17 protein-coding genes, 1 tRNA gene and 2 pseudogenes are annotated in these 21424 nt (G+C 61.7%); 13 read left to right on the forward strand and 7 right to left on the reverse strand.

Annotation, left to right across the window (positions count from 1 at the left end; translation table 11 throughout):
- Nucleotides 1–66 precede the first annotated feature (66 nt).
- From ACM6G4_RS07035 to ACM6G4_RS07050, 4 genes and pseudogenes are all read left to right on the forward strand, one after another.
- On the forward strand, nucleotides 67–1380 hold the full coding sequence (locus tag ACM6G4_RS07035) for an MFS transporter (RefSeq protein WP_414913350.1): 1314 nt from the start codon (nucleotides 67–69) through the stop codon (nucleotides 1378–1380).
- 207 nt (nucleotides 1381–1587) lie between these two features.
- Nucleotides 1588–2226 (forward strand): annotated as a pseudogene (locus tag ACM6G4_RS07040) (PAS domain-containing protein); the annotation flags it as partial.
- 150 nt (nucleotides 2227–2376) lie between these two features.
- Nucleotides 2377–2814, forward strand: a pseudogene (locus tag ACM6G4_RS07045) (methyl-accepting chemotaxis protein); the annotation flags it as partial.
- A 169-nt stretch (nucleotides 2815–2983) separates the two neighbouring features.
- Complete coding sequence (locus ACM6G4_RS07050) at nucleotides 2984–3583, forward strand: flavin reductase family protein (RefSeq protein WP_056726298.1); 600 nt, start codon at nucleotides 2984–2986, stop codon at nucleotides 3581–3583.
- Between the two features lie 12 nt (nucleotides 3584–3595).
- On the opposite strand, the gene ACM6G4_RS07055 is transcribed toward ACM6G4_RS07050, so the two are convergent.
- Nucleotides 3596–3964, reverse strand: coding sequence for a cupin domain-containing protein (locus ACM6G4_RS07055; protein WP_056726297.1), 369 nt, complete (start codon nucleotides 3962–3964; stop codon nucleotides 3596–3598).
- A gap of 76 nt (nucleotides 3965–4040) precedes the next feature.
- Nucleotides 4041–4850, reverse strand: a complete 810-nt coding sequence (locus ACM6G4_RS07060) for an AraC family transcriptional regulator (protein ID WP_414913373.1) — start codon at nucleotides 4848–4850, stop codon at nucleotides 4041–4043.
- Nucleotides 4851–5015: 165 nt separating this feature from the next.
- Here ACM6G4_RS07060 and ddlA point away from each other — a divergent pair, with 165 nt between their 5' ends.
- Nucleotides 5016–6110, forward strand: coding sequence for a D-alanine--D-alanine ligase (gene ddlA / locus ACM6G4_RS07065; protein WP_056726296.1), 1095 nt, complete (start codon nucleotides 5016–5018; stop codon nucleotides 6108–6110).
- A gap of 258 nt (nucleotides 6111–6368) precedes the next feature.
- On the opposite strand, the gene ggt is transcribed toward ddlA, so the two are convergent.
- Nucleotides 6369–8201: a gamma-glutamyltransferase gene (gene ggt, locus ACM6G4_RS07070; protein ID WP_414913351.1), complete on the reverse strand. Its 1833-nt coding sequence runs from the start codon at nucleotides 8199–8201 to the stop codon at nucleotides 6369–6371.
- 166 nt (nucleotides 8202–8367) lie between these two features.
- Between ggt and ACM6G4_RS07075 the strand changes: the two genes are divergently transcribed.
- Nucleotides 8368–9477, forward strand: coding sequence for a DUF2817 domain-containing protein (locus ACM6G4_RS07075; protein WP_223540954.1), 1110 nt, complete (start codon nucleotides 8368–8370; stop codon nucleotides 9475–9477).
- A 54-nt stretch (nucleotides 9478–9531) separates the two neighbouring features.
- Here ACM6G4_RS07075 and ACM6G4_RS07080 read toward each other — a convergent pair whose 3' ends face one another.
- Complete coding sequence (locus tag ACM6G4_RS07080) at nucleotides 9532–10650, reverse strand: succinylglutamate desuccinylase/aspartoacylase family protein (RefSeq protein WP_414913352.1); 1119 nt, start codon at nucleotides 10648–10650, stop codon at nucleotides 9532–9534.
- Between the two features lie 275 nt (nucleotides 10651–10925).
- Here ACM6G4_RS07080 and ACM6G4_RS07085 point away from each other — a divergent pair, with 275 nt between their 5' ends.
- The 7 genes from ACM6G4_RS07085 to ACM6G4_RS07115 are packed head-to-tail and all read left to right on the forward strand — an operon-like array spanning nucleotide 10926 to nucleotide 18523.
- Complete coding sequence (locus ACM6G4_RS07085; RefSeq protein ID WP_414913353.1) at nucleotides 10926–12527, forward strand: 5-guanidino-2-oxopentanoate decarboxylase; 1602 nt, start codon at nucleotides 10926–10928, stop codon at nucleotides 12525–12527.
- 34 nt (nucleotides 12528–12561) lie between these two features.
- The gene (locus ACM6G4_RS07090) at nucleotides 12562–14145 is read left to right on the forward strand and encodes an amidohydrolase (protein ID WP_414913354.1); all 1584 of its coding nucleotides are present in this window, start codon (nucleotides 12562–12564) and stop codon (nucleotides 14143–14145) included.
- A 50-nt stretch (nucleotides 14146–14195) separates the two neighbouring features.
- A complete protein-coding gene (locus ACM6G4_RS07095) occupies nucleotides 14196–15011 on the forward strand; it encodes an ABC transporter ATP-binding protein (protein WP_409078423.1) in 816 nt (271 codons plus the stop codon).
- Nucleotides 15012–15065: 54 nt separating this feature from the next.
- A complete protein-coding gene (locus tag ACM6G4_RS07100; protein ID WP_056726290.1) occupies nucleotides 15066–15842 on the forward strand; it encodes a transporter substrate-binding domain-containing protein in 777 nt (258 codons plus the stop codon).
- 36 nt (nucleotides 15843–15878) lie between these two features.
- On the forward strand, nucleotides 15879–16592 hold the full coding sequence (locus ACM6G4_RS07105) for an amino acid ABC transporter permease (protein ID WP_056726289.1): 714 nt from the start codon (nucleotides 15879–15881) through the stop codon (nucleotides 16590–16592).
- 13 nt (nucleotides 16593–16605) lie between these two features.
- On the forward strand, nucleotides 16606–17295 hold the full coding sequence (locus ACM6G4_RS07110; RefSeq protein ID WP_056726288.1) for an ABC transporter permease: 690 nt from the start codon (nucleotides 16606–16608) through the stop codon (nucleotides 17293–17295).
- A 49-nt stretch (nucleotides 17296–17344) separates the two neighbouring features.
- Nucleotides 17345–18523, forward strand: coding sequence for a pyridoxal phosphate-dependent aminotransferase (locus ACM6G4_RS07115; RefSeq protein WP_056726287.1), 1179 nt, complete (start codon nucleotides 17345–17347; stop codon nucleotides 18521–18523).
- A gap of 169 nt (nucleotides 18524–18692) precedes the next feature.
- Here the strand turns inward: ACM6G4_RS07115 and ACM6G4_RS07120 are convergent.
- From ACM6G4_RS07120 to ACM6G4_RS07130, 3 genes are all read right to left on the reverse strand, one after another.
- A tRNA-Met gene (locus tag ACM6G4_RS07120) sits at nucleotides 18693–18769 on the reverse strand.
- Nucleotides 18770–18856: 87 nt separating this feature from the next.
- Nucleotides 18857–20311 (reverse strand): amidase, encoded by a 1455-nt coding sequence (locus tag ACM6G4_RS07125; protein ID WP_414913355.1) that lies wholly within the window; start codon nucleotides 20309–20311, stop codon nucleotides 18857–18859.
- A gap of 60 nt (nucleotides 20312–20371) precedes the next feature.
- The gene (locus tag ACM6G4_RS07130; protein ID WP_056726285.1) at nucleotides 20372–21418 is read right to left on the reverse strand and encodes an extracellular solute-binding protein; all 1047 of its coding nucleotides are present in this window, start codon (nucleotides 21416–21418) and stop codon (nucleotides 20372–20374) included.
- Nucleotides 21419–21424 lie beyond the last annotated feature (6 nt).

Genomic DNA, 21424 nt, shown 5'->3' on the forward strand with positions numbered 1-21424 from the left:
TTGTCCGCCGGTGCGTTTACGTAGACCATGGGCGCCTTGGTTTTTGCCCGTGCCAGAGTTCTTTTCATGACTGCCAACACCGATTCGCGCCCGACGCCGTTCAACCGCTCGGACTACAAGACCCTCGGGCTCGCCGCGCTCGGCGGGGCGCTGGAAATCTACGATTTCATCATCTTCGTGTTTTTCGCCCTGACCCTCAGCCAGTTGTTCTTCCCGCCGGAAATGCCCGAGTGGCTGCGCCTGCTGCAAAGCTTCGGGATCTTCGTCACCGGGTATCTGGCGCGACCGCTGGGCGGCATCCTGATGGCGCATTTCGCCGACCGTCTGGGACGCAAGAAAGTCTTCAGCCTGAGCATCCTGATGATGGCGTTACCTTGCCTGCTGATCGGGATCATGCCGACCTACGCGCAAATCGGCTATTTCGCGCCCTTGCTGCTGTTGGCCCTGCGCATCCTCCAGGGCGCGGCGGTGGGCGGCGAGGTGCCCAGTGCCTGGGTATTCGTCGCCGAGCACGCGCCCGTCGGCCATCGCGGCTATGCCCTGGGGTTCTTGCAGGCGGGGCTGACCTTCGGTTATTTGATCGGTGCATTGACCGCAACCTTCCTGGCGCAAGCGTTCACTCCAACGGAAATCCTCGATTACGCCTGGCGTTACCCCTTCCTGCTGGGCGGCGTGTTTGGCGTGATTGGCGTCTGGCTGCGTCGCTGGCTCAGCGAAACCCCGGTGTTCATGGCCATGCAGACACAGCGGGAGGCGGCCGGCGAACTGCCGCTGCGCACGGTCTTGCGCGAGCATCGCCTGGCCATTTTGCCAGCGATGATTCTCACCTGTGTGCTGACCTCGGCCGTGGTGGTGTTCGTGGTCATCACCCCGACCATGATGCAGAAAACCTTTGGCATGACCGCCAGCCATACCTTCGCCTTGAGCGCACTGGGCATCGTGTTCTTGAACATCGGCTGCGTGCTCGCCGGGCTGCTGGTCGACCGCATCGGCGCCTGGCGCACGGTGATGTTCTATAGCCTGCTGCTGCCGCTGGGCATCGGCGTGCTGTATGCCAGCCTGATCATGGGCGGCGACTGGGTTGGCCTGGCCTACGCCGTGGCAGGGCTGTCTTGCGGGGTGGTTGGCGCGGTGCCATCGGTGATGGTCAGCCTGTTCCCGGCGCGGATTCGCGTCTCGGGCATTTCCTTTACCTACAACATCGCCTACGCCGCATGGGCGAGTGTCACACCGCTTTTGCTGATCGGCCTGATGCCTTGGAGTCCATGGATCTGCGTGATGTTCAGTGCGGTGATGGGCGCGGTGGGCGTGGGCAGCGCGGCTTATTTCGGTGCGCGGATGCCGAGAGTCGCAGGCTGTTCTGCGGCTGGCGCGCATTGATTGTGTGCGTAGTAACTATTTTTACAGGGCAAGCCTGAAACACGCTTAAGTAAATGTTTCCAAGGCCGATGGTTAGGCTGCATATCGCTTTCTACCCCTGTCCATCGGTGCTTTCCCATGTTCAATAAACGCTTGAAGCAGGAGCTGTCGGCTCTTCGTGAAGAACTCTCCAGCCTCCAGCAAGTGAAGGACAGCCTGGAAAGCGAGATGCTGGTGCTGACCCTCGACAGCGATGGACGGGTTCAGTCGGTCAATCAGAACTTCCTTGGCGAAATGCATTACAAGAGCGGCGACCTGATTGGCCGGCACATCGACGACCTGGTCCCGGATCACGTGAAATCCGATGAATTCCAACTGCGTTTCAAAAACGCGCTGACCCGTGGCGAGCACTTCGCCGGCGCGGTGCGCCTGTTGCGCGGTACCGGCCAGGAGGCGTGGCTGCGTTCGATCCTGCAACCGGTGCGCTCGGCGGATGGGCGGATCAGGTGTTTTTCGATTTTCTCCAGCGACCTGACCCGCACCATCGAGGCCTCCCGTGAACACGAGAACCTGATCGGCGCGCTGGTGCGCTCCACGGCGGTGATCGAATTCGACCTCAATGGCAATGTGCTGAGCGCCAACGACCGCTTCCTTAGTGGCATGGGTTACAGCCTGGCGCAGATCAAGGGCAAACATCACCGCATGTTCTGCGAGCCGGCGGATTACAACAGTGCCGAGTACCAGGACTTCTGGCGTCGCCTGAACGCGGGCGAATTCGTGGCCAACCGTTTCAAACGGGTCGACAGCCATGGTCGTATGGTCTGGCTGGAGGCGTCCTACAACCCGGTGGTCGATGCCAACAATAATCTCTACAAGGTGGTTAAGTTCGCCACGGTGATTACCGACCAGGTCAATCAGGAACAAGCCGTTGCCGAGGCCGCCAACATCGCCTACAGCACCTCGCAGCAAACCGACCAAAGCGCCCAGCGCGGTAATGCCGTGGTGACCCAGGCCGTGGACGTGATGCGCGACCTGGCCAGGCATATGCAAACCGCCGGTGATGGCATCGAAGCCCTGAACGAGCAGTCGCTGGTGATCGGTACCATTGTCAAAACCATCAGCGGCATTGCCGAGCAGACCAATCTGCTGGCGCTCAACGCGGCCATCGAAGCGGCGCGTGCGGGCGAGCAAGGGCGGGGCTTCGCCGTGGTAGCGGATGAGGTCCGGCAACTGGCTTCGCGCACCAGCCAGGCCACCGATGAAATCGTCCTTGTGGTCCGGCAGAACCAGGACATGGCGCGCAACGCCGTGGCCCTGATGACCGACGGCAAGCTTCAGGCCGAGCAGGGCCTGGCGCTGGCGGCGGAAGCGGGGGCGGTGATTGTCGAGATCCAGGACGGCGCGCAGAAAGTGGTCAATGCGGTGGGGCAGTTTGCCAATCAACTCACTAACTGACCTGCTATCCGCTCTTGGTGGGAGAGGGCTTGCTCCGGGCGGCGTTCCGACGAAAGCGGTGTGTCATTCAACGCAACTGTGACTGAACTGACACCTTCGCGAGCAAGCCCGCTCCCACAGGGTTACGTGGGCGCTACAATCGGCTCTTTTCCCCCAGGAGCAGACTTCCATGAGCGCTTCCCACCGCCGTCCGGTTCCCTTGTCCAAGGCCTATCGTCTGCTCAATCATGGCCCGACCGTGCTGGTCAGCGCAGCCCACGATGGCCAGCGCAACATCATGGCGGCAGCCTGGGCCATGCCGCTGGACTTCGACCCCCCGAAAATTGCCGTGGTGCTGGACAAGTCCACCTGGACTCGCCAGTTGCTGGAAGCCTCGGGCACCTTTGTGCTGAATGTTCCCTGCGCCGCCCAGGCCGACATTGTGCAAACCGTCGGTTCGACCTCCGGCCTGGAATTGACCCGGGGCCAGGGGCGCGACAAGTTTGAGACCTACGACCTGCAGACGTTCACCGGCGAGTCGGTCGATGCGCCGATGCTCGAAGGCTGTGTGGCCTGGCTGGAGTGTCGCCTGTTGCCGGAGCCGAACAACCACCAGCAGTACGATCTGTTCCTGGCCGAAGTGATTGCCGCCCAGGCAGACGAACGTGTGTTCAGCGAAGGCCGCTGGCACTTCGAAGGGCAAGATGCCTTGCGCACCTTGCACCACGTGGCGGGCGGGCACTTCCTGACCATTGGCGAGCCGGTGGACGGCAAGACCTTGCAGGCTTGAGTCGGTCAGCGCTCAAATCCACACATCATTCTCGGCCGTGCGCTCACCACCTTCGCTGCCGGTATTGAGCACGCCCTTGGGTTCGATCAGCAGGAGTTTTACCTCCTGCTCGGCACAAGGCTTGTGCTCGACGCCTTTGGGTACCACGTACATTTCCCCGGCGTTCACCAGCACGTGACCATCGCGAAAATCGATGCGCAACCGGCCTTCGAGCACGATGAAGGTTTCGTCGGTATCGAGGTGGTCGTGCCAGATAAAGTCCCCCAGCAACTTCACCACCTTGAACTGGTAGTTGTTCATTTCGGCGATGACCCGGGGCGACCAGTGGGAATCGATCCGGCTGATTTTTTCAGCGAAGTTCAGGCTTTCGTAAGCATTCATGAAACAGCTCTCGCGGTGGTTGGTGAACCCACGATAGCCAGCGACTCAACGCGCTTCTTGTACGATTGTGCGTGGCTCAACGGCGCTGCATGTTGATCCTGCGGGCCGGTGACAGGCCGTAGGTCTTGCTAAATTGCCGGGTCATGTGGCTCTGGTCGGTGAAGCCTGCGATCAGCGCGGCGCTGACCAGGCTCTGACCCTGGATCAGCAGCGCACGGACCAGGTCCAGGCGCCGCATGGTCAGATAGCGGTAGGGGCTGGTGCCGAACAACAGGCGAAAATCCCGGGACAGGCTCCAGCGATCCCGACCGCTGTGCTGCGCCAGTTCATCCAGGGTCACGGTGCGATCCAGGGCGCCGTGGATGTATTCCCGCGCACGCTGCGCGGCCACGTAATCGAAACCCGAGCGTTTGCCCGCCGCGCCGGAAACCGTGCTCATGGCTTGCGCCAGATCGAACAGCGCGTCCTGTTCTTCCAGTGGATCGAGCGGGTAATCCAGGCTGCGCAGCAACGCGCCCGTGGCGGCGAACAGGCGGGGATCGTTCGATAGCCCGGTCTTGATGAATGGCAGCGCTTGCCCACCGAGCATCTGCTGGATCAGCGCCGGTTCGATGTACATCATCCGGTACTGGAAACCGGACTCGGTGCCGGCTTCGCCATCGTGGGCTTCGTCCGGGTGCAGTACGATCGTTGCGCCCGGCAGGCTGTGACGCCAGCCGCCGCGATACTGAAAGCTCTGCACCCCGGCCAGGGTATGACCGATGGCATAGGTGTCGTGGCGGTGCAGATCATAGCCATGGCTGGCAAAAAACGCCTCGAAACGCTGCAGCCCGCCGACATCGGGCGCGCGAAGGAACCAGTCATTGCTAGGCGGACGCTTGGCCATGGTGATGATCGTCTTGAGTTTGATGCGCAACACGGTATCTCAGCCAACGGTTCGCTGTCTTCTGATCGGATGGCGGTTTGCCCGCTAGAAAACCAAGGGCAAATACTGCACTGTGGGGCGCATTCGCTACAGGTCGTTGTTTATTTTTCAGTATGAGGCCAGGTCATGAGCAAGTTGCGCGTGGGGATCATTTTCGGAGGCCGTTCGGCCGAGCATGAGGTGTCGTTGCAATCGGCGAAAAACATCGTCGATGCGCTGGATCGCTCACGCTTCGAGCCGGTGTTGATCGGCATCGACAAACAAGGCCACTGGCACCTCAACGACCCCTCCAACTTTTTGCTGAACCAGGAAAACCCGGCGCTGATCGCCCTCAATCAGTCCAATCGCGAACTGGCCGTGGTACCGGGCAAAGCCAGTCAGCAATTGGTGGAAACCTCCAGCCAGGAAATGCTCGGTCACGTCGATGTGATCTTCCCGATTGTCCACGGCACCCTCGGAGAAGACGGTTGCCTGCAAGGCTTGCTGCGCATGGCCGATCTGCCGTTTGTCGGCTCCGATGTGCTCGGCTCGGCCGTGTGCATGGACAAGGACATCAGCAAGCGCCTGCTGCGCGATGCCGGCCTGGCCGTGACGCCGTTCGTGACATTGACCCGCGCCATGGCGGCGCGCACCGGGTTTGCCGAGGTGCGGGGCAAGTTGGGTTTGCCGCTGTTCGTCAAACCGGCCAACCAGGGCTCTTCCGTGGGTGTGAGCAAGGTCACCAACGAGGCCGAGTACAGTGCAGCGGTGGAACTGGCCTTGAGTTTCGATACCAAGGTGTTGATCGAATCTGCCGTCAGCGGCCGCGAGATTGAATGCGCGGTGCTCGGCAATGAAGACGCCATCGCCAGTGGCTGCGGCGAGATCGTGGTGCGCAGCGGGTTCTATTCCTACGACAGCAAGTACATCGACGACACGGCGGCTGAAGTGGTGGTGCCGGCCAACATCAGCGTCGAGGCCAGCGAGCGCATTCGCGCCCTGGCCGTCGAAGCGTTCCAGGTCCTGGGCTGTTCCGGCCTGGCCCGAGTCGACGTGTTCCTGACCGACTCCGGTGAAGTGCTGATCAACGAAATCAACTCGCTGCCCGGCTTCACCCGCATCAGCATGTACCCGAAACTGTGGCAGGCCACCGGCATGACCTACAGCGAACTGGTGACGCGACTGATCGAGCTGGCGCTGGAGAAGCACCAGGTTCGGCAGGGGTTGAAGATCAGTCGATAGCGACTTGCTCATAAACAAAGGGCCTACCCACCGGTAAGCCCTTTCTCATTGCATTGCAACGTTAGGCTTGAACGACCGGGAGCGACGGCGGTGGGCCTGGTGGCGATTACGGCGTTGATCTATTCGTTGACGGCCTAATAGCAAAGATCAAAAGATCGCAGCCTGCGGCAGCTCCTACATTGGAATGCGTTTCCCTGTAGGAGCTGCCGCAGGCTGCGATCTTTTGATTCAAAGGCATAAAAAAACGCCGCGTACGACTCAATCTCCCAGCGCTTGCCCTTCACGCCGCGGATCGGCCCCGCCTGTCAGCGACGCTTTGCCTTGGGCGTCCTTGACCCGAACAATCGCCTGGGTGCCGCTGGTCATGTCGATCTCGCTCACGCTGTGCCCTTTGTCTTTCAGCGCCTGAATCAGCATCGGGCTGAACTGGCCCAGTTCCAGTTCGGTGGGGCCGTTGCGGCTGCCGAAGTTGGGCAGGTTGATGGCGGCTTGCGCATCGAGGTTCCAGTCGAGCAGGCCGATGGTGGATTTGGCCACGTATTCGATGATTTGCGAGCCGCCGGGGGAGCCGACGGTGGCGAGGAATTCGCCGCTCTGGCGGTCGAAGATCAGGGTCGGGGCCATGGAGGAGCGCGGGCGTTTGCCGGGCTCGACGCGGTTGGCGACTTTTTGCCCGTTTTCCTCGGGGATGAACGAGAAGTCGGTCATCTCGTTGTTGAGCATGAAACCCTGAACCATGATGTGCGAGCCAAACGCCGATTCGATGGTAGTGGTCATCGACACGGCACCGCCGGCGTCATCGACGGCCACCACCTGCGAGGTGGAAATCCGCAGCGGCGAACGGTCTGGCGCATAGGCCACCCGGATGCCCGGCGGAGTGCCGGGTTTGGCCGTGCCCATGCTGCGTTCGCCAATCAGGGCGGCGCGGCTGGCGAGGTAGACCGGGTCGACCAGGCCCTTGACCGGCACGGGTACAAAGTCGGAATCGGCGACGTACTGAGCGCGGTCGGCGTAAGCCAGGCGTTCGGCTTCAGAGATCAGGTGCACGGCTTGCGGGTCGGGTTCGATACCGGCCGAGGCGGTGGTCTTGACCGGTTTCAGCGGTGCCAGCGCCATGCGCTTGTCGCGAGTCTCCAGGGCTTGCAGCGTACCGAGGATCTGCGCCACGGCGATCCCGCCCGATGACGGCGGCGGCATGCCGCAGACTTGCCAGCGCTTGTAGTCGGTGCACAGCGGCGCGCGCTCCTTGGCCTGGTAGTTGGCGAGGTCGGTCAGGGACAGGCTGCCGGGGTTGGTGTGACCCTGAACCTTGGTCGCAATTTCCTCGGCGACCGGGCCTTTGTACAGGGCATCCGGGCCTTCATGGGCGATGCGTTTGAACACGGCGGCCAGGGCCGGGTTCTTCAGGTTTGTGCCGACGGCTTTTGGGCTGCCATCGGCATTGCGAAAGTAAGCCATCATTTCCGGTGAGCGCGGCATGGACGAATCCGCAGCGATCAACTGGTGCAATCGAGGTGAAATGGCAAAACCTTGCTCGGCGAGCCGGATGGCCGGTTCAAACAGCTGCGCCCAAGGCAGGCGTCCGTGTTTTTGATGGGCCAGTTCCAGGGCGCGCAATACGCCGGGCGTGCCCACCGAGCGGCCTCCGATCTGCGCCTGGGTGAACCCCATCGGTTGTCCGTTGGGTTGCAGGAAAAGCTTCTCGGTGGCGCCGGCCGGGGCGGTTTCACGCCCGTCGTAGGTGCGCACGGCCTTACCATCCCAGAGTACGATCAATGCGCCGCCACCGATGCCCGAAGACTGTGGCTCAACCAGCGTCAACACCGCTTGCATCGCAATCGCCGCGTCGATGGCCGAGCCGCCCCGGCGCAGCATCTCCCGCCCGGCTTCGGCCGCCAGCGGGTTGGCCGCCGCTGCCATGTATTTCTCGGCGTGTTGGGTTTTCAGGTCGGTGCGAAAGCCCGAAGCGCTTTCCGGTGCAAGCGGCAGCGTCGGCACCGAAGCGTTGTTGCACGCGGTCAGGGTCAGGGTACTGGCGAGCAGAACCAGGGCTGGCAGGCGATAGCGGCGCAAAGGGTAGGTTGAGAACACGTGGGGTACTCCGTCCGTTGGATCTACGATCAGTGGACTTTATCGGCCGACCGGGAGGGACGCAAACCGGGTCCGGCGGCACCGATGTTTTTGTCCTTCATCAATGGCGGAATTTTCTGTAGGGTCGTTGCCAACAGGCAGGCCGGTAAATCAACAAGAGGCAGACATGCAAACCGAGTTCCCCACCCATTCCAGCTATCGCACCCAGCGTGAACAATTCCTGGCCGCGGCGACCACGGCAGGCGCAACGCTGACGGAGTATCCACACCCACTCAAAGGGCCGTTCGGCGAACCCCTGAGCACCGATGTGGCGGTACTGGGTGATCCGGGCGCCAAGCGGCTGCTGATCGCGTTGAGCGGCACTCACGGGGTCGAAGGCTTCTATGGTTCGGGCTGCCAGATCAAATGGCTGCAGGAGTTGGGCAAGCGCTCCCTGCCAACGGATGTCGCCGTGGTCATGATCCATGCCATCAACCCCTGGGGCATGGCGTGGTTGCGCCGGGTCAACGAAGACAACATCGATCTGAACCGCAATCACCTGGATTTCCAGCGACCGCTGCCAGACAACCAGGCCTACAACGCCCTGCATGAAATCTATGCCTGCCCGCAGCTGCACGGCCCGGATCGTGATCGTGCCGATGCCTTGCTCGACGAGCAGATTCACCTGCACGGCTGGCCGGCAGTCATGTCGATTGTCGAGGGCGGTCAGCATGCTCATCCCGACGGCCTGTTTTTCGGCGGGCTGGCGCCGAGCTGGTCGAACCGCACATTGCACAAGATCGTGCAAACGCACGTGGCCCATGCCGAGGTCGCCATGTGTTTCGACTTGCACACCGGCGCTGGCGAGTACGGTCATCCGATGTTGTTGACCATCACCGAGACCGCCTATCCGGCGTTGTCGGATGCGCAGGCGATTTATGGCCCGTGGCTCTTCAGCCTGCAAACCGGCGCCGACACCGTCAGCGAAACCGGTGTGGCGGCAACGGCCACCGGCTACACCTCGCAGGCGCTGATCAATGCACTGCCGCAGGTGCGCCTGATGCCGTTTGTCATTGAGTGCGGGACTTATCCGGGACCGGACGTTCACCGTCATCTGCGCGATGATCACTGGCTGCATCTGCACGGCAACCCGAATGACGCAACGGGGCGCGAGATCAAGCTGAATCTGCTTGAGCAGTTCTATCCCGCCGACGCCGATTGGCAGGCGATGGTCTGGCTGCGCACCTGGCAGATCTGGGAGCGGGCGTTGTCGGCATTACCGACGGTTCGCAACTGACCCTCCTCAGTGGCCGATGGCCGCGGTCCAGGCTGGCCTGTGACCGCGGCACCATCACGCCGAAACCATTACGCCGCCTTCGAGTGCCGTAGCCCCGGCCACTTTGCACAATTCAACCCCCGCCGCCGCAAAGCGAATCGCACTGCGCATGTACATCACGCCACGGATGGAGCTGCATACAACCTGCGTAGCGCCAGTGATGGGGTCTATGACGTGCACCACCGGTTCATCACGCTCGATCCACGCGCCGGGTTTGTGCAGGAATACCACGAGCCCGGCGCAGGGGGCGCGCAAGGTCAGCGAGCCGTCGAAGGGCGTTGCGGGCTGGAGCAGGGCGGGCATCGGCGGCGGTGTGCCGGCGAGGATGCCCCGGTGTTGCAGGAAGGCGTAGAGGGCGGCGGCATCGACGCGGGCCAATGCATGATCGACATCCGCTTCACCGCGTAACTCGACGGTAGCGGCGACGCAGCCGGAAGGGATCGGAAAGCGCCCGGCAAACGCTTCGGCCAGGCGCCACCAGGGTTGACCGCAAGCCTCGTCAAACGAACCGGCGCCCGTACCGCTGGCCAGCAGGCTGGCCTGTGCGCCGATGTAGCGTGCCAGCGGTTCGATCTGCGACCAACAGGGCGTTTCTCCGTACAGGTGAACCACGGCCTGGGCATCGCAATGCAGGTCGAGGACGAAGTCGGCGTCGTGGGCCAGCAGCAATTGTGCCTGGCGCATCGAGTCGATCTCGCTGCTCGGGCGGATCTGTTTCAGGGCACTGGCCATGGCGCGCCGAATGATCTGCCGGTTTTCATCGGCATCCCCGGTCAGCTCATGGGCCAGCCGATCTCTGATTGTCTCGGCCAAATCAGGATACCGGCGATTGAAATTCTCACCGCTGTTGAAATCGAAACGCCCCATCGCGTCGTGCATCAAGGTCTGTTCGAGGCCAATCGGATTGGCGATGGGGACCAGCACGATCTCCCCGAGAATCTGTCCGCGAGCCTCGGCACTGTCGAGCATTCCACGCAGGTGATGCAGTGCCAGCATGCCGGGCAATTCGTCGGCGTGCAGGCTGGCTTGCAGATAAACCTTGCCGGCGCGTCCCGGCTGGCCGTAATGGAAGCTGATCAGGTGCCGCTGGGTACAGGGGTTGCGGGTCAACAGGGGCTGATGCTCGACGCGCATAAAGCGTTCCTTGAGACAGAGGGGCAAGTGCCGAGGGTTCCATCTTTATGAAAATGAGTGGCCCCATCAATCGAATAATTTACCCGTCACAGGTGAGCAAAATGATCCATTGACCGGCAGCGACACGCCGAAATGCGCCATAAGACCGTTCAATAAAATTTGACAGTGACGCAAATTTATTTCGATTGATGTAATCGTTTCGTCACCAATACTAGGGCCCTCGGTTCAGGTCTCTGTGAGCCTGGCATTCCCAATAAGAATAAAGAGGTGCTCGCATGACCAGTTGTGCCCAGGCGCTCGTCCGGTTACTTGAAGGCTACGGCGTGGAGTCGGTGTTCGGCATTCCCGGTGTGCACACGGTCGAGCTTTATCGCGGGCTGCACGGCAGTTCTCTGCGCCACATCAGTCCGCGTCACGAACAGGGTGCAGGCTTCATGGCGGACGGCTACGCCCGGGCCAGCGGCAAGCCTGGCGTATGCTTCATCATTACCGGCCCCGGGATGACAAACATCCTCACCGCCATGGGCCAGGCCTACGCCGACTCGGTGCCGATGTTGGTGATTTCCACCACCAGCCGCCGCGAACATCAACGCCTGGGCCATGGCTACCTGCATGAAATGCCCGACCAGCGTGCAGTGGTTGCCGGGGTCTGCGCCTTCAGCCATACCTTGCAGCGGCCCGAGGAATTGCCGGAAGTGCTTGCCCGTGCCTTCGCGCTGTTCGGTTGTGCCCGCCCGCGTCCAGTGCACATCGAAATTCCGTTGGACGTGCTGGAAATGCCGGCCGACAACCTCGACCTGCGCCCACGTACCTTGCCGCAAGCCCCGGCGCCGGCTGCCGCGAATATTGCGGCGGCGGTGAAGCTGCTGGCGACGGCGCGCAAGCCGTTGATCCTCGCCGGTGGCGGCGCCCGAGACGCAGGCCCGCTGGTGCAGGCACTGGCGGAAAAGTTGCAGGCGCCGGTCGCCCTCACCACCAATGCCCGTGGCCTGCTTGCGCCGGAGCACCCGCTGTTGCTCGACGGGGTGCAGTCGTCGGCTCATGGCCGTGCACTGTTTGCCGAAGCCGACGTGGTATTGGCAGTCGGTACCGAATTGGGGGAAACCGATTACGACTTCTTTGGTCTGGGCCCGCTGTCACTCAATGCGCCGCTGATTCGCCTGGACATCGATCCCTTGCAGATATTGGGGGCGGCTCGCGCCGACGTGGGCTTGCTGGGCGATGCCGGGCAAGGGCTGCAAGCGCTCCTGGCGGCAGTGCCTGAAGCCGCCGCCAGCGACTGGGCCTATCAGCGTGTGGCACAGGTCAACGCTGCCGAACGGTCCGGCTGGAGCAGCAAGCAGAACGTCATGCAGCAGATGCTCGACACCCTGCGCGACAGTCTGCCCGCGCCGATCGTGGTCGGCGATTCGACCCAGCCGGTGTATCAGGGCGCGCTGGGTTATCGCGCCCCGCAAGCCAACAGCTGGTTCAACGCCGGCACCGGCTTTGGCACTTTGGGTTACGGCTTGCCGGCGGCCATCGGCGCCAAGCTCGCCGCGCCCGATCGTCCCGTGGTGGCGGTGGTCGGCGATGGCGGCGTGCAGTTCTCCAGTGCCGAACTGATCGCTGCCCGTGAAGCAGAGTTGGGGGTGATCGTGGTGCTGTGGAACAACCACTGCTATGCCGAAATCCGCGACTACATGACCAACCGCGATATTCCCCCATTGGGCGTGGACATCCTGCCACCGGACTTTGCCGCGTTGGCCAAGTCCTGCCACGTCGCCCACATCGCCATAAGCAGCCTTGAGCAGTTGCGCGAGGTACTTGCCAGCCAGGCCCACATCCGTCAGCCGATTCTGCTGGAGCTGGACGCCGCCGCTTTTCTGTCTGCCTGAGCCGCCATTTGCTGAACCGTTAGGAGTGAACCGCATGGAATTGCAGAAGAGATTTGCCCTGAAGTGGATCGACCAGCATCGCCAGCAGTTATCGGATTGGCACCAGATCATCTGGCACTACGCGGAGCCAGCGTTTCGCGAGTACAAGTCCTGTGCCTGGTATGTGGATCTGTTGCGCAAGGAAGGTTTCACCGTCGAAGAAAACAGCGGCGGCATGCCCACCGCGTTTTGCGCAACCTTCAGTAATGGCCAGGGACCGGTGCTGGCAACCTACGCCGAATACGATGCGGTCCCCGGTAACTGCCAGGCTGCCACCACCCGCAAGATGCCCCGCGAAGGTTTGTCGCGATTCGCTCCTGGCCACACCGACCCGCATTCTGCGCTCGGCATCAGTGCGTTGGGCGGGGTGCTCGCGGCGAAGGCGGCGATGCTTGAGTTCGGCATCGAGGGCACCATTCGTTTCTTTGGTGAGCCGGCGGAAAAGCTCCGTGCGTCCAAACCCGTACACGCGGCCAAGGGTTACTACGACAACTTGGATGCGGCGATCAGCTTTCACCCCACCTACATGTTGCCGCTGAACAACACCACCACCTGGGATACCCATTGCGGCATTGCTTACGCCTACATCTACAGCTTCACCTGCGAAGACCCGGAACACTGGATTGCCGCCGACCGCTATAGTCCGATCCCGCAGAATCACCTGGCTGCGCGGGCACCGGGCGCCAACGATGCGCTGATGCACTTCTACAACCTCAACGAAAGCCTGCGCCGTTCGACCCTGCCGTTCACCGGTTTGTGGAGTTACAACGAGGCCATCCTGACGGCCGGGCAGGCCACCGCAGACAACCTGCCACCGCACCTGTCACAGATCCAGTACCTGCTGCGTTGCGACTCGATCGAGCAGGCCGAAACCATTTCCCAGGTGATGGATAACAACGCCGCCGCTGCAGCGATGGCCACCGGTTGCCAGTGGAAAAAGACCTGGGTCTGCAAGTCCCGTGGGGGGCTGCCCAACCACGTGCTGGCGCGTGCGACGTACAGCAACCTGGCCGCCGTCGGCGCACCGCATTGGGGCGCCGAGGCCTGTGACATTGCCCGCCAGATCCAGAGCAATCTCGGCCTGGAACCGATGGCGGAGCCCTTCCTGCCAGCCACTGAACAACTGATCGACCCGCAGGAATGCGAACGGCAGATGCGCCTGCAAATGCCGGCATGGCAGAAGTACCTGACCTCCGACGACTACCCCGAATACACCTGGCATTGCCCGACCGTGCGTCTGCTGGTGGCCCGCCCGATGCTCAGCGCTCCCGCCGGCCACGTGTACCCGGATTGGGTCTCCAATGCCCTGGGCGGCATACCGCAGACCATCGACCCGATGATCGAGGTGGCGGCGAAAACCATTGCCAACACCTTGCTCGACCTGTTCTGCAACGAAGACCTGCTGAAGGCTGCCACGGACGAGTTCAACCAGCGCACCGGCGGCGGCATCGGTGGCGAGCACTGGCAGGCGCCGCTATTGCCGGCCGACTTTCAAGCCCCTCATCGCTTCCGCTGGCCGGAGTACATACGCACCGTACGTGGTGAAGAGTGGTGGATCCCGGCGCGCGACGACGAATAGTCGTGGCGTTGCCCGGCCTGCCTGAACAATCAGAATTCGAGGATCCAGACGTGCAAGCACTCACCCACGTGAATATCCCCCAGTCACACACGGACACCGCAGTCGTTGCCATCGATGACCTGCACAAGAGCTATGCCGATCACCACGTGCTCAAGGGCATTTCGATGCGCGCCAAAGAGGGCGAGGTGGTCTCGTTGATCGGTTCCAGTGGTTCGGGCAAAAGTACCTTGCTGCGTTGCATCAACCTGCTGGAAATCCCCTGCAGCGGCAGCCTGAGAATCAACGGCGAGGAAGTGCGTTTGAAGTCAGGGCGTGGTGGCGTCGCGCAGATCGCCGATCCGCGTCAGGTCGAGCGTCTGCGCACGCGCTTGAGCATGGTGTTCCAGAGTTTCAACCTGTGGCCCCACCGCACCGTGCTGGAAAACGTTATCGAAGCGCCGGTGTACGTACTTGGCGAGGACCGCAAGGAAGCCACGGCGCATGCCGAGCACTTGCTGGAAAAAGTCGGCCTGATCGACAAGCGAAACGTGTATCCCTCGTTTCTGTCCGGTGGCCAGCAACAGCGCGTAGCGATTGCCCGGGCCCTGGCCATGCGCCCGCAAGTGATGCTGTTCGATGAGCCGACCTCGGCCCTGGACCCTGAGCTGGTGGGCGAAGTGTTGCGGGTGATTCAGGGCATCGCCGAAGAGGGGCGGACGATGATTCTGGTCACCCACGAAATGGCCTTCGCCCGCGATGTGTCGAGCAAGGTCATCTACCTGCATCAAGGCCGGATCGAAGAAGAAGGTACGCCGCAGCAGGTATTGCTCGATCCACGCAGTGAGCGTTGCCGTCAATTCGTGATGGCCCAGGACAATCGCGGATAACCCGCACTGATGTTTTCACCTCGATAACTACAACCTGAAAAGAGGCATCAAGACATGAAGAGAACTCTGTTGATCACCCTGCAAGCCTGCCTGCTGGCCGGCATCGCCAGCACCTCGTTCGCTGCTGACAAACTGGTGTTTGGTATCGCCCTGGAACCTTACCCGCCGTTCTCCTTCAAGAGCGGCAAGGGCGAGTGGAGTGGCTTTGAACCGGAGATGATCACCGCAGTCTGCGAGCGCATGAAGGCCGATTGCAGCCTTAACGAAATGTCCTGGGACGGCCTGATTCCGGCCCTGAAGTCGCAACAGGTTGACGTGGTGCTCAACTCGTTGTCGATCACTCCCGAGCGTCAGCAAGTGATCGATTTCACCCAGCCGTACTTCTTCACCCGCGCACTGTGGATCGGTGATCGCAGCATGGAGCTCGAGCCGACCCCGGCCGGCCTCAAGGGCAAGATCATTGGTGTGCAGGGTTCGACCACCCACGCCGCGTTCGTCAAAAAGTACTACGGCGAAACCTCCACCATCCGTTATTACAACGACCAGGACGACATCCTCGCGGACCTGCGCAGTGGTCGCGTCGACATCATGTTGGCCGACCAATTGGTGGTTGAGCCGCTGCTGGACAACCCCGACAACTCAATGCTCGCCAGCAAGGGCGTGGCTCCGCTTGACCCGCTGTTTGGCGATGGTGTGGGCGCGGGTGTGCGCAAAGGCAACGATGCCCTGCGCGAGCGTTTGAACGTGGCGCTGCAATCGCTGCGTGCCGACGGCAGCTACGAAAAGATCCGTGAGCGCTACTTCAAGTCTGATATCTCGGCCCTTGAGTAATCAGCTTCTTCCGGCAAACCCAACGCAGGTGTGCTCATGACACTTTCTGATATTTCCCGGCTGTTCTTCAGCGATGGCTGGCTCCAGGCCTTGGCCCAGGGGATGGTCAAGACCCTGGGGATTTCCCTGGGGGCCTTTGTCCTGGGGCTGGCCATCGGCCTGGTCGTGGCCATGGTCAAGCTCAAGGGGCCGCGCTGGATGGTCGTTTGCGCCAATTGCTACACCACGCTCTACCGCGCGGTGCCGGAATTGCTGCTGATCCTGCTGCTCTACTACGCCGGTGCCGATCTGATCAACCTGACGCTGGCCGCATTCGGCCAGCCGAGCGTCGAGATCAACGGGTTCATGGCTGCCGTGGTGGTGCTGGGCATTGTGCAGGGTGCCTATTCGGGGGAAATCATTCGCGGTTCGATCGAGTCCATCCCCCACGGTCAGATTGAAGCGGCGCGCGCCTACGGAATCTCCCGCAGTTTGCTGGTGAGGAGGGTGATCCTGCCGTGCATGCTACCCTTCGCGATCGCCGGGTTATCCAACTTGTGGCTGGTGCTGGTCAAGGAAAGCGCCTTGATCAGCGTCGTGGGTTACAGCGAATTGCTGACAGCGGGTCGCCAGGCGGCGGCATCGACCAAGCACTATTTGCTGTTTTACCTCGCCGTGGCAGCGTTCTATTACTTGATCACGCTGGTTTCCAGCTCGGTCTTCCGGCGGGTCGAAGTGCGCTTCGAACGCTGGATGCCACGGCACGCATAAGGGGAGGGCGAGCATGGACTTTCATTGGTTGGGCAATTTTTACCAGGAGCTGGTCAAGGGCGCCGGACTGACCCTGCAGCTGTTGCTGATCTCGGGGGTTATCGGCTTTTTCATGGCGGTGCTCGTGGCGCTGGGGCGCTTGTCGAAGAACCGCTTGCTGTCCAACGGCCTGCGCTTTTACACCAGCGTGCTGCGGGGGACGCCACTGCTGGTGCAGATTTACGTGTTGTACTACGGCGTGGGCAGTGTTTTTGCGACCTTCCCGCTGATTCGCGGCAGCATGTTCTGGCCGTACTTGCGAGAAGGCTTCTGGTACGTGGCGTTCGCGCTGACCTTGAGCGTTTCCGCGTACGTCGGTGAAGTGTTGCGCGGTGGCTTGCGCGCTGTACCGCGTGGCGAACTGGAAGCCGCGCGGGCCTATGGCATGCGCCCCTGGCTGGTGTTGCGCCGGGTGTGGATGCCGCGCGCCTTGCAGATGCTGCGCCCGACATTGGCCGGGGAAAGCGTGATGCTGCTCAAGGCCACGGCGCTGGCCTCGACCGTGGCGGTTACCGACTTGCTGGGCGCGGCAAACCTGGTACGTTCGCAAACATTACGTGTCTATGAGCCGCTGCTGGTGGTGGCGGTGATCTACATCATCCTGGCGATTGTCATTGAGCAAGGTTTTGCCCGGATAGGCAAAACGCCGCAACGTCAGGCCTGACTTCAAGGTCGATGGACACATCGGCCCAAGGGCTCATAAGGAGTGTCATATGAAATATTCGTCCATGGTCAAACGCATCAGTGGCGAAACCGTCACCGCCTGGGACATTCACTACGCAGCCTGTGATGCACAGGCTCGCGGTGAAGATGCGATCGTGTTGAGCATCGGCGATCCGGATTTCGCCACTGCCGATGAAATATGCGCGGCAGCGGTTCAGGCAATCAATGAGGGCGACACCCATTACACCCACGTGATCGGTCGCCCGGCCCTGCGCGAAGCGATTGCCGCCAAGCAGTCGGCGTTGCTCGGCCAGCCGGTGTCCGCCGACAACGTGGCGCTGGTGGCCGGCGCACAGAACGGTTTGTATGCCACGGCCATGTGCCTGTTCGAACAAGGCGATGAAGTGCTGGTGCCGGAACCCATGTACCTGACGTACGCGGCGAGCATCCAGGCTTCAGGTGCATGCCTGGTGCCGATTGCCCAGCCGGCCGAAGAAGACTTCCGCCTGACCCTGGCCGCGCTGGAAGCGGTGGTGACCGACAAGACCCGTGGCATCGCCTTGGCCACGCCGAACAATCCCACCGGCAACGTCTACACCCGCGAGGAGCTGGAGGCCGTTGCGCTGATTGCTCAACGCCATAACCTGTGGGTCATCAGCGACGAGGTTTACGGTCAGCTGACCTATGACCGTCCGCACCAGAGTGTGGCCACCCTTGAGGGCATGGCCGAGCGCACCGTGGTGCTTAACAGTCTGTCCAAATCCCATGCCATGACCGGCTGGCGGGTAGGCTGGGTGGTGGGACCGCAAGAGCTGATCGGCCACCTCGATAACCTGTTGCTGTGCATGCTCTACGGCTTGCCGGGGTTCATTCAGGCCGCCGCGCTCAAGGCACTGGAGCTGGATGAGCAAGTGGTCGGGGAAGGGCGGGCTCTTTACCGTCGGCGCCGAGACCTGGTGGTCGAAGGATTGCGCCACGTGCCGCTGCTCAAGTGCAAGGTGCCTGAGGCGGGCATGTTCATGCTGGTGGATGTGCGGGAGACGGGCTTGTCGAGCACGGACTTTGCCTGGCAACTGTTCCGTGAAACCGGTGTTGCCGTACTCGATGCCAGCGCTTTTGGCGCCAGTACCACGGGCTTCGTACGCATCTCGTTCACGGTCTCCGACGCAGCGCTCAGTGATGCGTGCGGCCGAATCGCAGGTTTCATCGAGCGCCTTCGCGGACAATGACGTTTCTGCGGCCAACGGGCGTAGGGGCCTGCCCCTGTCTGCCTTGGCAGCCATTCGAAATCCGATGCGACAACTTCAATACGGCGGCACAGGATTTCCTGTCGCCGTAGCGTACTTTTCTCGAGGCATAAAAAAACGGCTTACCTTGCGGTAAGCCGTTTTTAGTACTTGGTGGCTACACAGGGACTTGAACCCCGGACCCCAGCATTATGAATGCTATGCTCTAACCAACTGAGCTATGTAGCCAAGTGGCGCGCATTATTCACCGGTAACGGGGATGCGTCAAGCATAAATCTAAAATATTTCTCTGCGCTTTCAACCGTTTATCAAAATCTATCCTTTGAGCAGGGGTGAAGGGCAGCGCTGGAACCAGCGACTGGCCTGTTCGTACGCGTGCGCCAGTTGCAGGACGGCGAAGTCGGCCTGGTGCCGGCCGATGATTTGCAGGCCCATGGGCAGGCCGCTGGCGTTGAAGCCGACCTGGACGTTGGCCACCGGGCAGCCGGACAAGGTGCCGGGAATCACCACCTCCATCCAGCGGTGATAAGTGTCCATGGTCACGCCTTCGATGGCGGCGGGCCACGGTTGGGTTTTATCGAACGGGAACACCTGGGCGCTGGGCAGCAGCAGGTAGTCGTATTTTTCGAACAGCCTGGAGATCGCCCGATACCAGTCGCTGCGCGTCACCGAGGCGGCAAACACGTCGGTGGCCGAGAGTTTCAGGCCGTTTTCCACTTCCCAGCAGGCCTCCGGTTTCAACAGCGCACGTTTTTGCGGGTCGGCATAAGTCGCACCCAACGAACCGGCGACCATCCAGTGACGCAACGTCCGCCAACTGCTCCACAGCTTCTCTGGCGCGAATTCGGACTGAACCGGTTCAATGTGGCAACCCAGGCTTTCGAAGTCGACAAAGGCCTTCTCGCACAGCGAGAGGATGCCTTGCTCCATCGGCAGGTAGCCGTTGAAGTCGCCGAGCCAGCCCAGACGCGTGCCTTTGAAGTCTCGATCCAGCGGTGCCGCAAAGACGCTGCCGGGCTGGGCAATGGACAGTGGCGCCCGCGCATCGGCCCCGGCCTGCACCGACAACAGCAACGCCGCATCGCGCACGCTGCGAGCCATGGGGCCTTCGTAGCCGAGTTGGTCGATAAACAGGTCGGCACTGTCATCGAAGGGCACGCGGCCCTGGGACGGACGGAACCCGAAGATGTTGTTGAAGGCCGCCGGGTTGCGCAGTGAGCCCATCATGTCGCTGCCGTCGGCCACCGGCACCAGGTGCATGGCCAGCGCCGCCGCCGCGCCACCGCTGCTTCCGCCTGCGGTCTTGCTCGGGTCGTAGGCACAACCGGTCGCGCCGAACAGCGGGTTATAGCTTTGCGAGCCGAGGCCGAATTCCGGGGTGTTGCTCTTGCCGATGATGATCGCGCCGGCGGCCTTGATCCGCTCGACCATGATGCCGTCGCGCTCGGGGATGAAGTCCTTGTACAGCGGCGAACCCAGGGTGGTGCGGATGCCACGGGTCAGGGACAAGTCCTTGATGGCGTGGGGCAGGCCGTGCATCCAGCCACGGTATTGGCCTTTCGCCAGTTCGGCATCGCGGATATCGGCCCGGGCCAGCAGGTCTTCTGGCGCTTGCAGGCTCACCAGCGCATTGACCTGCGGGTTGAAGCGTTCGATGTGGGCAAGATAAGTCTGCATCACTTCCCGGCAGGAAACCTGGCGCAGGCGGATGCGTTCGGCGAGCTCGTGGGCCTGCAACAGGACCAGTTCGCTGATGTTATTAGAGTTCATTGCAAGCGGCCTTTCAGACGGCTGGAAAAACGCCCCGCCATCGCGTCGGGGCGGTAGAGATCAACGCATCAGGTTGGTCCAGAGACGGTCGGCCAGGCGGATCGCGCCTTCGCCGCAAGTCTTGCTGAACACCACGTTGGTGCCTTCGGGAATGTGCAGTTCCGGCGCGTCCTTGAGGCTCGCATCAAGGAACGGCTCCACACCCTTGATCGGGCTCTGGTGCTTGAGGAAGTTCTGGGTCATCGCCGCGTTTTCAGGCTGGCTGAGGAACGCGATGAAGGCCTTGGCGTTCGCCGGGTTCTTGCTGCCGGTCGGGATGACCATGTTGTCGACCCAGGCCAGCACACCTTCTTTCGGGTACAGGTATTTCAGGCTCGGTTTCATCTCCCGGGCGCGCATCGACGAGCCGCCCCAGAAGGTCGACATGTCGATTTCACCCGAGGCGAGGTTTTCGCGGATCGAGCCGGCCTTTGAGCTATAGGTCTTGACGAAGGGTTTCTGCGCCTTGAGCAGGGTCAGAACCTGCTGCATCTGCTTCGGGTCTTCGCTGCACAGCGGAATGTTCAGGTACAGGCTGGCCATGTCCACCACGTCGCTGACCGAGTCGAACATGTTGATCCGCCCTTGCAGTTCGGCCGGTGGCTCGTAAAGCACCTTGAGGCTGTCGGTGGGGCCCTTGTAGCGCTCGGTGTTGAGCACCACGCTGGTGGTACCCCAGATGAACGGCACGGAGTAGGCGCCTTCCGGGTCCCAGGTGGGTTTTTTCAGGTTGTCGACGACGCTGGCGTAGTAGGGCTGGTTGACCGGGTCGAAACGCTCCAGCAGTTTTTCCTTGATCAGGATCGGCACGAACTGGTGCGACGGGATCGCCACGTCATAACCGGCACCCCCCTGCTTCAATTTGGCCAGCAGGGTTTCGTTGGAATCGTAGGAGTCAACGGTGACTTCGATGCCGGTCTGCTTCTGGAATTTGGCGAGAATCTCCGGCGAAAAGTAACCGCTCCAACTCACCACGTTGAGTTTTTCCGAGGCCTGAACGCTGCCGGCCATGGTCAGCGGTAAAGTCAGGAACAACGAAGTGCCGATGCTTGCAATCAACTTGCTCATGCTATT

The sequence above is a fragment of the Pseudomonas sp. IT-P258 genome (assembly GCF_949767825.1).
GTDB lineage: Bacteria > Pseudomonadota > Gammaproteobacteria > Pseudomonadales > Pseudomonadaceae > Aquipseudomonas > Aquipseudomonas monachiensis.